Source organism: Nocardioides convexus (assembly GCF_011090295.1).
Genome location: NZ_JAAMYA010000001.1, coordinates 3920765 through 3933420 on the forward strand (window position 1 = coordinate 3920765; position 12656 = coordinate 3933420).

General features: G+C 71.6%; 16 protein-coding genes and 6 pseudogenes. 16 read left to right on the top strand and 6 right to left on the bottom strand.

What is annotated here, in order from left to right:
* The first annotated feature begins 70 nt into the window (after positions 1 to 70).
* The 9 genes and pseudogenes from G5V59_RS29235 to G5V59_RS29275 all read left to right on the top strand — a co-directional run bounded on the left by G5V59_RS29235 (position 71) and on the right by G5V59_RS29275 (position 3788).
* Complete coding sequence (locus G5V59_RS29235) at positions 71 to 193, top strand: hypothetical protein (protein ID WP_278260129.1); 123 nt, start codon at positions 71 to 73, stop codon at positions 191 to 193.
* A 29-nt stretch (positions 194 to 222) separates the two neighbouring features.
* Positions 223 to 690 (top strand): annotated as a pseudogene (locus G5V59_RS29240) (thiamine phosphate synthase); the annotation flags it as partial.
* 52 nt (positions 691 to 742) lie between these two features.
* Positions 743 to 868, top strand: a pseudogene (locus G5V59_RS29245) (bifunctional hydroxymethylpyrimidine kinase/phosphomethylpyrimidine kinase); the annotation flags it as partial.
* A gap of 73 nt (positions 869 to 941) precedes the next feature.
* Entirely contained in the window at positions 942 to 1862 is a 921-nt protein-coding gene (locus G5V59_RS29250; protein ID WP_278258819.1) for a bifunctional hydroxymethylpyrimidine kinase/phosphomethylpyrimidine kinase, read from the top strand.
* Positions 1847 to 1906 (top strand): annotated as a pseudogene (locus G5V59_RS29255) (hypothetical protein); the annotation flags it as partial. The gene G5V59_RS29250 and the pseudogene G5V59_RS29255, both read left to right, overlap by 16 nt.
* 103 nt (positions 1907 to 2009) lie before the next feature.
* A pseudogene (locus G5V59_RS29260) lies at positions 2010 to 2060 on the top strand (hypothetical protein); the annotation flags it as partial.
* A gap of 106 nt (positions 2061 to 2166) precedes the next feature.
* Positions 2167 to 2280: pseudogene (locus tag G5V59_RS29265) on the top strand (phosphomethylpyrimidine synthase ThiC); the annotation flags it as partial.
* A gap of 91 nt (positions 2281 to 2371) precedes the next feature.
* Positions 2372 to 3571 (top strand): phosphomethylpyrimidine synthase ThiC, encoded by a 1200-nt coding sequence (locus tag G5V59_RS29270; RefSeq protein ID WP_278258820.1) that lies wholly within the window; start codon positions 2372 to 2374, stop codon positions 3569 to 3571.
* Positions 3558 to 3788 (top strand): hypothetical protein, encoded by a 231-nt coding sequence (locus G5V59_RS29275; protein WP_278258821.1) that lies wholly within the window; start codon positions 3558 to 3560, stop codon positions 3786 to 3788. The genes G5V59_RS29270 and G5V59_RS29275 overlap by 14 nt, the downstream gene beginning before the upstream one ends.
* An 88-nt stretch (positions 3789 to 3876) precedes the next feature.
* On the opposite strand, the gene G5V59_RS29280 is transcribed toward G5V59_RS29275, so the two are convergent.
* On the bottom strand, positions 3877 to 4350 hold the full coding sequence (locus G5V59_RS29280) for a YdeI/OmpD-associated family protein (RefSeq protein WP_278258822.1): 474 nt from the start codon (positions 4348 to 4350) through the stop codon (positions 3877 to 3879).
* The gene (locus tag G5V59_RS29285; RefSeq protein WP_278260368.1) at positions 4311 to 4628 is read right to left on the bottom strand and encodes a hypothetical protein; all 318 of its coding nucleotides are present in this window, start codon (positions 4626 to 4628) and stop codon (positions 4311 to 4313) included. Before G5V59_RS29285 ends, G5V59_RS29280 begins: the two co-directional genes overlap by 40 nt.
* Between G5V59_RS29285 and G5V59_RS29290 the strand changes: the two genes are divergently transcribed.
* On the top strand, positions 4534 to 5619 hold the full coding sequence (locus G5V59_RS29290) for an asparaginase (protein ID WP_278258823.1): 1086 nt from the start codon (positions 4534 to 4536) through the stop codon (positions 5617 to 5619). The two genes, G5V59_RS29285 and G5V59_RS29290, sit on opposite strands and share 95 nt — an antisense overlap.
* On the opposite strand, the gene G5V59_RS29295 is transcribed toward G5V59_RS29290, so the two are convergent.
* The gene (locus G5V59_RS29295; RefSeq protein ID WP_278258824.1) at positions 5543 to 6148 is read right to left on the bottom strand and encodes a DUF4032 domain-containing protein; all 606 of its coding nucleotides are present in this window, start codon (positions 6146 to 6148) and stop codon (positions 5543 to 5545) included. The two genes, G5V59_RS29290 and G5V59_RS29295, sit on opposite strands and share 77 nt — an antisense overlap.
* On the bottom strand, positions 6148 to 6750 hold the full coding sequence (locus tag G5V59_RS29300; protein WP_278258825.1) for a hypothetical protein: 603 nt from the start codon (positions 6748 to 6750) through the stop codon (positions 6148 to 6150). Before G5V59_RS29300 ends, G5V59_RS29295 begins: the two co-directional genes overlap by 1 nt.
* Before the next feature lie 249 nt (positions 6751 to 6999).
* Here G5V59_RS29300 and G5V59_RS29305 point away from each other — a divergent pair, with 249 nt between their 5' ends.
* The 6 genes and pseudogenes from G5V59_RS29305 (at position 7000) to ugpC (ending at position 11189) form a co-directional block, all read left to right on the top strand.
* Positions 7000 to 7965, top strand: coding sequence for an extracellular solute-binding protein (locus G5V59_RS29305; protein WP_278258826.1), 966 nt, complete (start codon positions 7000 to 7002; stop codon positions 7963 to 7965).
* Entirely contained in the window at positions 7965 to 8210 is a 246-nt protein-coding gene (locus G5V59_RS29310; protein ID WP_278258827.1) for a hypothetical protein, read from the top strand. The genes G5V59_RS29305 and G5V59_RS29310 overlap by 1 nt, the downstream gene beginning before the upstream one ends.
* Positions 8207 to 8533 carry a hypothetical protein gene (locus G5V59_RS29315; RefSeq protein WP_278258828.1) on the top strand — a complete coding sequence of 109 codons (327 nt, stop codon included), beginning with the start codon at positions 8207 to 8209 and terminating at the stop codon, positions 8531 to 8533. Before G5V59_RS29310 ends, G5V59_RS29315 begins: the two co-directional genes overlap by 4 nt.
* Positions 8534 to 8541: 8 nt before the next feature.
* Positions 8542 to 9072 carry a sugar ABC transporter permease gene (locus tag G5V59_RS29320; protein WP_278258829.1) on the top strand — a complete coding sequence of 177 codons (531 nt, stop codon included), beginning with the start codon at positions 8542 to 8544 and terminating at the stop codon, positions 9070 to 9072.
* Positions 9073 to 9139: 67 nt separating this feature from the next.
* On the top strand, positions 9140 to 9973 hold the full coding sequence (locus G5V59_RS29325) for a carbohydrate ABC transporter permease (RefSeq protein ID WP_278258830.1): 834 nt from the start codon (positions 9140 to 9142) through the stop codon (positions 9971 to 9973).
* Between the two features lie 7 nt (positions 9974 to 9980).
* Positions 9981 to 11189, top strand: a pseudogene (ugpC, locus tag G5V59_RS29330) (sn-glycerol-3-phosphate ABC transporter ATP-binding protein UgpC).
* A 3-nt stretch (positions 11190 to 11192) separates the two neighbouring features.
* Here ugpC and G5V59_RS29335 read toward each other — a convergent pair.
* Positions 11193 to 11555: a hypothetical protein gene (locus tag G5V59_RS29335; protein WP_278258831.1), complete on the bottom strand. Its 363-nt coding sequence runs from the start codon at positions 11553 to 11555 to the stop codon at positions 11193 to 11195.
* Positions 11556 to 11706: 151 nt separating this feature from the next.
* A complete protein-coding gene (locus tag G5V59_RS29340; protein ID WP_278258832.1) occupies positions 11707 to 12651 on the bottom strand; it encodes an alpha/beta fold hydrolase in 945 nt (314 codons plus the stop codon).
* Positions 12652 to 12656: the final 5 nt, after the last annotated feature.

Genomic DNA, 12656 nt, shown 5'->3' on the forward strand with positions numbered 1-12656 from the left:
GCCCTCGCCATGGAGCCTGGGCTGCGACGCCGTCCTCGCCGCCACCGCCGTCACCCGCGCGGACGACCCAGTGGCGATGGCAGGGGCGCTCCGACTCGCGGTGCTGGCCGGCCGGATGGCCCATGCCGCCGGGAGGATCCCGCGCCAGGCCGTCGCCCGCGCGTCCAGCCCGGTCGGAGGGCGGGTCGGGTGATCCCGCGCCTGCTCGTGCTGACCGACCGCCGGCTGCTGCCGCCGGGCCGGTCGCTCGGCGACGTGTTCCCGGCGCTCGCCGCTGCCGGGCTGGGCACCGTGCTGCTGCGCGAGGCCGACCTGCCCGACGAGCAGCGGGCGGCGCTGGCCGCGTCGGCACGGGCCGCCGGGCTGGACGTCGTCGCCGCGCACCGTGCGGTCCCCGGCTGCCGGGGAGTGCACGTCCGAGCAGCGGACCCGGCGCCGTCGGCGGGCACCTGGGGGCGCTCCTGCCACGACCGCGCGGAGATCGCCCGGGCCGCGTCCGAGGGCGCGGCATGGGCGACGCTGTCGCCCTTCGCGGCAACGGGCAGCAAGCCGGGCTACGGCCCGCCGCTGCCGGCATCGGCATTCGACGGACTGCCCCTGCCGTCGTACGCGCTCGGGGGATCACGCCCGCCAACGCCGCGGCCGCGCGCGCCGCCGGCGCCCACGGGGTGGCCGTGCTGGGTGCGGTGATGCGGGCGGCGGATCCGGCCGCCGTCGTGGCCGCGCTGCTGCGGGAGGTCGCATGAACCCGCCCGTCGTCGTCACCATCGCCGGGACCGACTCCGGCGGGGCCGCTGGGATCGCCGCCGACCTCACCACCTTCGCGGCCCTCGGCGTGCACGGCGCGTGCGTCGTCACCGCCGTCACCGCGCAGGACACCCTCGGCGTCCGGGCGGTGCACCCGGTGCCGCTCGACGTGGTCGCTGCGCAGCCTGGACGCGGTGCTGGAGGACCTCGACCCGGTCGCGGTGAAGACCGGCATGCTCGCCTCGGCCGCGGTGGTCCGGCTCGTCGCGGAACGCTGCGCCGACCGGATCCTCGTCGTCGACCCGGTCCTGGTCGCGACCTCCGGCGCGGTGCTCGGGGACGCGGACGTCGTCGCGGCCTACCGCGACGTCCTGCTGCCCGTCGCGACCGTGGCGACACCGAACGAGGACGAGCTCGAGGCGCTCGGCCGGCCCACCGGAGACCACGTCCTCGTCACCCGCGGCGGCGACATCCCGACCACCAACGACCACGGCACCGGGTGCACGCACAGCGCCGCACTCGCCGCCTACCTGGCGCACGGCGTACCGCTCGCCGATGCCGCCACCCGTGCCGACGCGTACGTCGCCCGGCAGGCTCCACCTCGGCAAGGACTGGACCCTCGGCCGCGGCCGCGGGCCGGTCGCGCACCTCTCCACCACCCACCCCACAGGAGGAACCAGATGACTGTGCACCCCGCCCACACCCGGATCGAGGCCGGCGACCTGCGCGTGCCGTTCACCCGGGTCGCGCTGACCAACGGCGAGACGTTCGACCGCTACTGCACCTCCGGGCCCGGCTCCGAACCCGAGGCCGGCCTGCCGCCCCGGCGCGCGGAGTGGATCGCGGCGCGCGCCGACACCACGCCGTACGACGGCCGGGAGACGCAGGCTCGTCGACAACGGCCGCGGTGCGCTGCGCCGCGGTGCGGCGCAGGGGGAGTGGCGCGGTGCGCGCCGGCGCCCGCTGCGGGGCACGAAGGTGACCCAGATGGCCTACGCCCGCGCCGGGATCGTCACCGAGGAGATGCACTACGTCGCCGCGCGCGAGCAGTGCGACGTCGAGCCTGGTGCGCTCGGAGGTCGCCGCCGGGCGGGCGATCATCCCCGTCAACGTGAACCACCCGGAGTCCGAGCCGATGATCATCGGACGGCGCTTCCTGGTGAAGATCAACGCCAACATCGGCAACTCCGCGGTCACCTCCTCGATCGCGGAGGAGGTCGACAAGGCTCACCCACGCGATCACCTGGGGCGCGGACACCGTCATGGACCTCAGCACCGGCGACGACATCCACACCACGCGGGAGTGGATCATCCGCAACTCACCGGTCCCGATCGGCACGGTGCCGATCTACCAGGCGCTGGAGAAGGTCGACGGCGAGGCGGACAAAGCTCACCTGGGAGGTCTTCCGCGACACCGTCATCGAGCAGTGCGAGCAGGGCGTCGACTACATGACGATCCACGCGGGGGTGCTGCTGCGCTACGTCCCGCTGACCGCGCGGCGGGTCACCGGGATCGTCAGCCGGGGCGGCTCGATCATGGCCGGGTGGTGCCTGGCCCACCACGAGGAGAACTTCCTCTACACGCACTTCGACGAGTCTGTGCGAGCTCTTCGCGTCGTACGACGTGGCGTTCTCGCTGGGAGACGGGCTGCGCCCCGGCTGCACCGCCGACGCCAACGACGAGGCCCAGGCTCTCCGAGTCTGCGCACCCTCGCCGAGTCTCACCGCGCGCGCCTGGGAGCACGACGTGCAGGTGATGGTCGAGGGCCCCGGTCACGTCCCGCTCGACCTGGTCGAGGAGAACGTCCGGCTCCAGCAGGAGTGGTGCCACGGCGCGCCGTTCTACACGCTCGGGCCGCTCGCGACCGACATCGCGCCCGGCTACGACCACATCACCTCCGCGATCGGCGCCGCCACCATCGCGATGCACGGCACCGCCATGCTCTGCTACGTCACGCCCAAGGAGCACCTCGGCCTGCCGAACCGCGACGACGTGAAGACCGGCGTCATCACCTACAAGCTGGCCGCGCACGCCGCCGACATCGCCAAGGGCCACCCCGGCGCCCGCGACTGGGACGATGCGCTGTCGAGGGCGCGCTTCGAGTTCCGCTGGCGCGACCAGTTCGCGCTCTCGCTCGACCCGGTCACCGCCGAGGAGTTCCACGACGAGACCCTGCCCGCGGAGAACGCCAAGACCGCGCACTTCTGCTCGATGTGCGGACCGAAGTTCTGCTCGATGCGGATCAGCCAGGACGTCCGGGAGCGCTTCGCCGAGGACGGGATGGCCCAGAAGTCGGCGGAGTTCGTCGAGTCTGGGCGGGACGGTCTACGTCGAGCCGGAGGCGTCCTGACGGCGGCGGCCGCGCCGGCCCGTCTGCGAGGATGCGTCATGGCCAACGAGTGGATCGCGCCAGTGGCGACCGCGGTGACCGGTGTCGCCGGGGTGGCCTTCGCCTGGCTCACCAGCCGGAACACCGGGAGGACTCAGGCTCGAGCCTCATCCGGACCGGGCACCGGCAGGAGATGTCGCGCGAGCCTACGACACGAGCGCAGGGAGTGCTACGCAGCGTTGTTGAACGCCCTGGACGCCGTCGAGGCTCTCCTGCAGACCGAGGCGGCCGGGCTCGACGCCGCCATCAAGTCGGCCGGGCTCGACCCGCCGGAACAGCCGAGTGAGGTGGGAGCCGGTGGGGACGAGCCGGGAGACCCGTCGTCGACCCTCGCCTGGTCCTCGTACGCCCACTCGTGCATCGACGTGATGGAGCCGGACGTGCGCGCCGGCTACGACGCGATCACAGAGCGCTTGTTCGGTGAGCCTGCGTGAGTTCGACAAGGTGTTTCAGGACGCCCTGCTCTGTGGTGGTGATGAGGTGTTGGAAGCCGTCTACCCGGTCCGAAGCGACCTGATCGACGCGCTCTACCAGACGGTGTGGAGCGGAGAGCACCGATTGGTCGACGGCACCCTGCGGCTCGCCCTTCTCGCCGCGATGAGGCAGGACCTGGGGTATGAGGACCGGGGACCTGAGAAGGAGCGGGAATAGACTACTCCGTCGAGCCGGAGGCGTCCCGAGCGACGGCGGCTGCACGCTCGACCCACCTCGGGAGGCTCGCCGTAGCGCTGGCTCGGGATCAGGCTCGCCCGCGGCGGAGCACTCGACGAGCCTGGGTCATCCGCCGGTCACGGGTCGCCTCCTGCTTGGCGGTCACGACCCAGTTGACGCAGATCCGGCGGTAGGTGCGGGTGGCGGCCCGCCAGAAGGCGGTCGCCGCGGCGTCGGCGGCCAGCCTGGGCGGCGTATGCGTCGGGGAGCACGAGACTCGCCATCGACCTCGTGGGTGTAGGGCGCGGGCTCCTGGCGGCGGGCCTCCCAGATGGCGATCCCGCTGGGCCGCATGCGGCCGGCGGCCCGCAGCCTGCTCGACGAGCTCGAGGTTGACCTTGCTCCAGTTGCTGGTCCTCTTGCGCGGGGTCCAGCGCTGGCGGGTGGCGTCCTCGTCGATGCGCTGGGCGACCGAGTCGATCCAGCCCCAGCACAGGGCGACCGGGACGGCCTGCTCCCAGGTCAGCCCGCGCTCGGGGACGTGCTTCTTGAGCAGGCCCATCCACAGACTCGGTCTCGGTGTCGTGGTGGGCGGCCAGCCAGGCGTCGAACTCGTCCGCGTCGGCGAAGAAGCGGGCCGGTCGCTCGGCGCTGCCGCCCCTCCGTCCGGGCACCTGCTGCTTCACCATGACGCCAGCCTGTCACCGTGCGCCGACACCCGGCGAGGATCGGACAAGATGGCCGCATGAACTCCGCGAGGCCCACGGTGGCGATCGGCGCGCTCGGCGGCACCATCGCGTCCACGTCCAGCGCCGGCGACGGCAGCGAGATCGTGCCCACCCTGACGGCGGACTCGCTGGCGGCCGCCGTACCGGGGCTGGCGGCGCTCGCCGACGTGCGCGCCGAGACCCTGGCGTCCCTGCCCAGCCCGTCGCTCGACGAGGCCGTCGTGCTGCGCACGCTGCGCTGGGCGGACGAGGCGGTCGCGGCGGGCGCGACCGGCGTCGTGGTCACCCAGGGCACGGACACCCTCGAGGAGTCGTCGTACCTGCTCGACCTGTTCTGGGACCGCCCGGAGCCGCTCGTCGTCACCGGGGCGATGCGCTCGGCGCAGGCGCCTGGGGCGGACGGCCCGGCGAACCTGCTCGCGGCCGTGCGGACGGCGCTCGCCCCCGGCTCGCGCGAGCGCGGGGTGCTGGTCGCCTTCGCCGACGAGGTCCACCAGGCACGCTGGGTCGCGAAGACGGACTCCCTGTCCACCGGCGCCTTCCGCTCCCCGTCGTTCGGGCCGGTGGGGCGCTGCGTCGAGGGCGAGGTCCGCTACGCCGCCCCGCCCGCCCGGCTCGCACCGCTGACCCCGCCCGGCGAGCCCGGCAATCCCCGGGTGCCGCTCCTGACCACCTACCTCGGCGACGACGGCGCGGTCCTCGGACCTCGTCGTGGCCGGAGGCGTGGACGGGGTCGTGATCGCCGGCTTCGGCGCCGGCCACGTCTCCGCGACGATGGCCGTCGCGGTCGGCCGGGCCGCGGCGCAGGTCCCGGTCGTGTTCGCCTCCCGCACGGGCGCCGGGCCCACCGGCCGGGCGATCTACGGCTACCCGGGCTCCGAGGTGGACCTCGCCGCCCGCGGTGCCGTCGGTGCCGGCTGGCTGGCGCCCCTCAAGGCGCGGCTCCTGCTGTGGGCGCTGGCGTCGCGTGGGCCGGTGCGCCGGGAGGAGCCTGGTCGCGGAGCCTGGCGGTGCGGGGGGAGCCTCTCAGCGCAGGCCTGAGGGCGAGTCCGGCGGCCGGTCCGGGAGGACGTTGGCGACGTAGTCCCGCGCCGACTCGATGATGTCGACCTCGTGGCCGGCCGCGTCGGAGAGCGCCCAGCGGTGCTCCATCACCTCGTGGAAGTACTCCGCCGGGGCGATCTTGGCTCGCTGGTCGTCCGGCAGCAGCGCGACGATCGGGGTGTAGATCGTGCTCAGCCAGCGGCGGGCGACGACCTCGCGGTCCTCGTCGTCGTACCCGAAGTGGGCGGTGTAGGCCGCCAGGTCGTTGAGCAGCTTTGCGGGCCTGGCTGTCCTCGGCGACGAGACCGGTGAGGTCGCGCAGGCTCGCGGCGGTGGTGGCCTGCCTCGACCACCTTGGGCTGGATCCGCACCCGGTCGGAGTCGGTCTGCACGTCCAGACTCGTCGACGTCGAAGCCGAGGTCGTTGAGCCGGCTGATCCGCTGCTCCACGCGGAACCACTCGTCGGCGCCGAACTCCTCCGCGGCGGTGAGCTCCTCCCACAGGGAGTGGTACTGCTCGCTCAGGTGCGCCACGACCTCCTGGGCGTCGACCTCGATGTCGGTGTCGCCGCTGGCCTGGAGGTCCATCAGGCTCGGCGAAGATGTTCTCCACCCCGACGGTCACGTCGTGCTCGCGCATCGCCTCGGACACGCTCTCGCGCAGGCTCGCCGGTCTCGGCGTCGACGAGGAAGGCCGCGAAGCCCCCGGCGTTGCGGCGGAAGAGGGCGTTCGACAGCGACACGTCGCCCCAGAAGAAGCCCGCCAGGTGCAGCCGGACGAGGAGCACCACGAGCGCGTCGACCAGCGCCGGGACCTGCTCGGCGCGCAGGCCGTGCTGGAAGACCGTGCGGTAGGACAGCGAGTAGTGCAGGTGCTCGGTGAGCAGCGCCGCCGGCAGCGGCGAGCCGTCCTCGGCGACCCGGCCCGTCACCACGCCGCGCGGTACGACGCACGGCTGGTCGAGACGCTGCAGGTCGCGCAGCAGGTCGTACTCCCGCAGAGCGATCGCCTCCTCGGTCTCCTTCACGGCGAGGAACTGGCGGTTGACCTGGACTACCCGCACGACGTGCCGGGACAGGCCGAGGGGCAGCGGTACGACGTACCAGTCCTCCCACTCGGCGAGCGGCTTCGACCACGGCAGCCGGAAGAGGGCCGGGTCGGTGCGCGCGGCGACGACGTGAAGCGCCATGACGGCAACCTACGGGGTCTGAACGAAGGCGTCACGGGTACCGGCGCGCGCACGAGGTCGTGGACAAGCACCCCATCGGTGGGGTAGCACTGGGTGACGCAGGCCACACTCGGGAGGGGTGAAGGCTGACAATGACGTCGAGACGATCCGGCCGCCGAAGGGCGGTCGCAGCAGTGGCGGTCGGAGCGCTGGCCGCGGGCGCGCTCGCGGCGTGCGGCAGGCTCCGGCAAGCCGACGCTGAACTGGTACGTGAACCCCGACGGGGTGGACGTCTTCATGACGTACGCGAAGCAGTGCAGCACCGACAAGTACGACCTCGAGGTCCAGCAGGCTGCCCGGACTCGGCGACCGACCAGCGCACCCAGGCTGGCGCGGCGGCTCGCGGCCGAGGACTCCTCCACCGACCTGATGAACCTCGACCCGGTGTTCGTCGCCGAGTTCGCCAACGCGGGGTGGCTGAAGGAGGTCACCGGGGAGGTGGCCGACGAGGTCGAGAAGAGCGTCGAGGGCAACGGGAACTACCTCTCGGGCGCCGCCGACACGGTCACCTGGAACGACAAGGTCTACGCGATCCCGCTCTGGGCGAACACCCAGGTGCTCTGGTACCGCAAGTCGCTCGCCAAGGCCGCCGGGCTCGACATGACCAAGCCGGTCACGTGGGACCAGGTCATCGACGCGGCGAAGAAGGAGGGCGGCACGGTCGGCGTCCAGGCGAACAAGTACGAGGCCTACGTCGTGTGGATCAACGCCCTCGTCCAGGGTGCCGGTGGCGACATCGTCTCCGACACCGAGGCCCGACGGGACGCGAAGGTCGACATCGACTCCGACGCAGGGCGCAAGGCGGCCGCGATCATCCAGAAGGCTGGCCGACAACGCCGCCCAGCCGGACCTGACCGTCTCGAACGAGGGCACCAGCCTGGGTCAGATGTTCCCCAAGGAGGGGCCGGGCGAGTTCATGACCAACTGGACCTTCGTCTACCAGAACTACGCCGGGACCGCCGGCAAGCCCGACGGCATCACCAAGGAGCAGGCTGGCCGACCTCGGCTGGGCGCGCTACCCCCAGACGGTCGCGGGCACGGCATCCAAGCCGCCGGTCGGCGGCATCGACATCGGCATCGGGGCCTACACCAAGCACGCCGACTGGGCCCAGGAAGCGGCTCGGTGCATCACCTCGCAGAAGGCGCAGGTCGACCTCGCGCTCAAGGCCGGACTGATGCCGTCGACGAACGGGGCCTACGACGAGGTCGCCGCCAGCGGCGACTACCCGAAGGACCTCATCGAGCTCTTCCGCACCAGCGTCGACGAGGGCGGACCCCGGCCGAAGAGTGCGTTCTACGCGATGATCTCCGGCGCCATCCAGGCCCGTTGGCACTCGCCGACCTCGGTCGACCCGAGCAGCACGCCCGAGGAGTCGGCGAAGTACCTGAAGGACGTGCTGGAAGGGAAGTCGCTGCTATGAGCACCACGACCGCACCGCCACAGGGCAAGCCCGCGGTGAGCGACCGCGCCAAAGCGGAGACCCGGCTCGGGCAGAAGTCTGGTCGCCCCGGCGATCATCCTGATGCTGCTGGTGACCGCCTTCCCGATGCTCCGGGCGCTCTACCTCTCCACCTTCGACTACGCGCTCACGGCGCCCGACGACCGCAAGTTCATCGGGTTGAGCAACTACCTCACCGCGCTGAGCGATCCGCTGTTCTGGAAGACGACCGGGGTCACCATCCTCTACATGGTGGTGACCGTCGCGGTGGAGCCTCGTCATCGGCTTCGTCTTCGCGATGGTGATGCACCGGGTGATCTTCGCTCGCGGCGTCATCCGTACCTCGATCCTGGTTCCCTACGGCATCATCACCGTCGTCTCCGGCTTCGCCTGGCAGTTCGCCTTCTCGTACCAGAACGGCTTCGTCAACGGCTGGCTGCCCTTCGTCGGCGACGACTTCAACTGGTTCGGCCAGACCCCCTCGGCGGTCATCGCGATCATGGTCTCCGAGATCTGGAAGACCACGCCCTTCATGTCCCTGCTGCTGCTCGCGGGGCTGGCCCAGGTCAGCGAGGACATGATCGAGGCGGCCAAGGTCGACGGCGCCACCTGGACCCAGCGACTGACGATGGTGATCCTCCCGAACATGCGGGCCGCGATCATGGTGGCGGTGCTGTTCCGGGCGCTCGACGCCTACCGGATCTTCGACAACATCTTCGTGATGACCAACGGCGCGCAGAACACGGAGTCGATCAGCCTTCCTCACCTACCGCCAGACGATCGAGCAGTTCCAGGCTCGGGATGGGGTCCGCACTCTCGGTGCTGCTCTTCCTCTCGGTGCTGATCGTGGCCTTCGGCATCGTGAAGGCTCTTCCGCGTCGACCTGGCGCAGGCCCGGCAGGAGTCGTGACATGAAGAACCGCATCGGCACCGTCGTCGGCTGCCTCCTCATCCTGATCTGGTGCCTGCTCCCGGTGGCCTGGATCATCTCGTTGTCCTTCAAGTCCGAGGCCTCGATCACCGCCGGCAACCCGGGTTTCCTGCCCAGCGAGGGCACGAGCGTCGGCTTCGACAACTACAAGGCCGTGTGGGAGAACGAGCAGTTCCGCCGCGCGATCTTCAACTCCATCGGGATCAGCCTCATCGCGACGCTGCTCTCGGTCGTCGTGGCCACCCTGGCGGCGTACGCCATCGCCCGGCTGGAGTTCCGTGGCAAGAAGGCGGTGCTCTCCATCGCCCTGGCGATCGCGATGTTCCCCGTGGTCTCGCTGGTCGGCCCGCTCTTCGACATGTGGCGGGCGATCGGGCTCTACGACACCTGGCCCGGCCTGATCATCCCCTACATGTCCTTCACCCTCCCGCTCGCGATCTGGACGCTGTCGGCGTTCTTCCGGGAGATCCCGTGGGAGATGGAGCAGGCTGCCCAGGTGGACGGAGCCACGTCGTGGCAGGCCTTCCGCAAGGTGATCGTCCCGCTCGCCGCCCCCGGTGTCTTCACCGCGGCGATCCTGACCTTCTTCTTCGCCTGGAACGACTTTGTCTTCGGCATCTCGCTCACCTCGACCGAGAACGCTCGGCCGATCCCGGCATCGCTGTCGTTCTTCGTCGGGGCCGACCCGTTCAACCGGCCGGCGTCCCTGCTCGCCGCGGGAGCGGTCATCGCGACCATCCCGATCATCGTCATCGTCCTGATTTTCCAGCGCAAGATCGTCGCCGGTCTCACCTCCGGCGCAGTGAAGGGGTGAAGGGTTCATGGCCGCCATCACGATGAACAACATCGTCAAGAAGTACGGCGACGGCTTCCCGGCCGTGAACGACGTCTCCATCGACGTCGCCGACGGGGAGTTCATGATCCTCGTCGGGCCCTCCGGCTGTGGGAAGTCCACGCTGCTGCGGATGATCGTGGGTCTGGAGGACATCACCTCCGGCGACATGATCATCGGCGAGCGCCGTGTCAACGACCTGGCCCCGCGCGAGCGCAACCTGGCGATGGTGTTCCAGAACTACGCGCTCTACCCGCACCTGACCGTCTTCGAGAACATCGCCTTCCCGCTCCGGCTCGCCAAGACCTCGGACGCCGAGGTCGACAGGCTGGTCCGCGACGCGGCCAGCACCCTCGAGCTCACCGAGCACCTCGACCGCAAGCCGGGCAACCTCTCCGGCGGCCAGCGTCAGCGGGTCGCCATGGGGCGCGCGATCGTCCGTCAGGCCGACGCCTTCCTCTTCGACGAGCCGCTGTCCAACCTGGACGCCAAGCCTGCGCGGGCAGATGCGCACCGAGATCGCGCGGCTGCAGAAGCGCCTGGGCATCACCACCGTCTACGTCACCCACGACCAGACCGAGGCGATGACCCTGGGCGACCGAGTGGCGGTGCTGAAGCGGGGTGTCCTGCAGCAGCTGGCCACGCCGCGCGAGACTCTACGAGAACCCGGGCAACCTCTTCGTCGCGGGCTTCATCGGCTCCCCGCCGATGAACTTCCTCCCCGCGACGGTCGAGGGCGGAAAGGTGAAGCTCGCCCTTCGGCAGCGTCGAGATCCCCGCCGACAAGGCCTCCCGTGCCGAGGGTCGCGGCCTGCTGATCGCCGGCATCCGGCCCGAGCACTTCGAGGACGCATCGCTCGCCTCGGCCGAGGGCCGCAGCGGCTCGACCTTCCGGGCCCAGGTGGACGTCGTGGAGTGGCTCGGCAACGAGACCTACGCCTACCTGCCCTTCGAGTCGCCGGACGAGGTCTCGGCCCAGCCTGCACCAGCCTGGAGAAGGACCTCGACGGCGAGGCGATGCGCACCCAGGCTCGTCGTCTCCCTCGACGGAGCCAGCCGGATCCGCGAGGGTGAGGAGGCCGAGATCTGGGTCGACGGCAGCCGGATCCACCTCTTCGATCCCTCGACGGGCGAGAACCTCACCGTGGACCGCGAGCGGGCCGGGCGGATCCCGGGCGCCGAGGTCAGCGCCGGCTGAGCCTCAGCGGGGGCCGGGGCGTGGGTGCGCGGCGTCGTACCGCGCCCAGGCGAGGGCCGCCTGCAGGTCGGCGAGGTCGCGGAACCAGGTCTCGGCCTCGGTCCGGCAGGTGGCGACGCGCAGGGGCGTGTCGTACTCCGCGCACTCGGCGGTGGTCTCCGAGAGCGTGGGCGGGGACAGCGTGGTGCCGTCGTAGCGGTGGATGGTGAAGCCCAGCCCGGCGCTCCCGTCGACCGCGACGATGGTGTCCGGTGCCGGCTCCCAGCGTGGTGCACGAGGTTGCTCGCCGGCCTCGGCACTCGCCGTGCCGGCCAGCGCGGACGCCAGCAGGGCGAGGAGCAGCAGGCAGAGGGCTCTGATCTTCATCGGGGTCTCCTGTGTGTCGTTCGCCGGCAGGTCCGGCGGAGGTGACGCACGCTAGGAGCGGCAGGTGACGGCGGGGCCTCGGCGAGGCCGGGCCTGTGGAGAGAGCGACCCGGGCCCGCCCCTGTGGACGGCTGCTGGCCGTCCTCGGGACTCAGGAGGCGGGTGCGGCGGCCCGGTCGGCGTTGACGCGGATCGCGCGCACGAAGGTCGGGAACAGCGGTGCGGGCAGGTCGTGGCCCCAGCCGTCGATGAACACCACCCGCGCCCCCGGTACGGCGGCCGCGGTCGCGCGCCCGCCGGAGATGTGCACCATCCGGTCCGCCAGCCCGTGCATGACCAGCGTCGGCACCGCGAGCGCGGCCAGCGCCCGGGTCCGGTCCGGCTGGGTGAGCACCGCCATCATCTGGCGCAGCACCCCGGCGCGGGAGACCCCACGGTCCCAGGTGTCGCCGGCGCGGGTGCGCAGCCTGTCGTCGGGCTGCGGGAACCGCGGGGAGCCGATGGCCTTCCAGACGGAGACTCCGCCGCGGATGTAGTCCTCGCGCGAGGGCCCGCGGGTCGCGATCAGCGTCGGGAGCAGGGCGGGGTGCTGGCCGCCCACGCTGCGGCGCCCGGTGGTCGACATGATGCTGGCGAGGCTGAGCACCCGCGCGGGCGCCTCGATCGCCATGGTCTGCGCGATCATGCCGCCCATCGAGATGCCCGCGACGTGCGCGGCCTCGATGCCGAGGTGGTCGAGCAGGCCGAAGGCGTCGGCGGCCAGGTCGGAGATGGAGTACGGCGCGCGGGTCGGCGTGCCGAGGAAGGCACGGACGACGTGGTCGCGGCGGACCCGGCCCGGCGAGCGGGTCGAGCGGCCGGTGTCGCGGTTGTCGTAGCGGATGACGTAGAAGCCGGCGCCGGCGAGCCTGGGCGCACAGGCTCGGTGTCCCACCACGTCATCGGGCCGCCGAGCCCCATCACGAGCAGGAGCGGCTCGCCGTCGGGGCTGCCGAAGGTCTGGTAGCAGATCTCCATCCCCGAGCAGACCGGCGCGAGCAGGCTCGTCGGAGATTTCCACATCCGGCAATTCGGGGCTCAGGGGACGCGACGACATGCCTC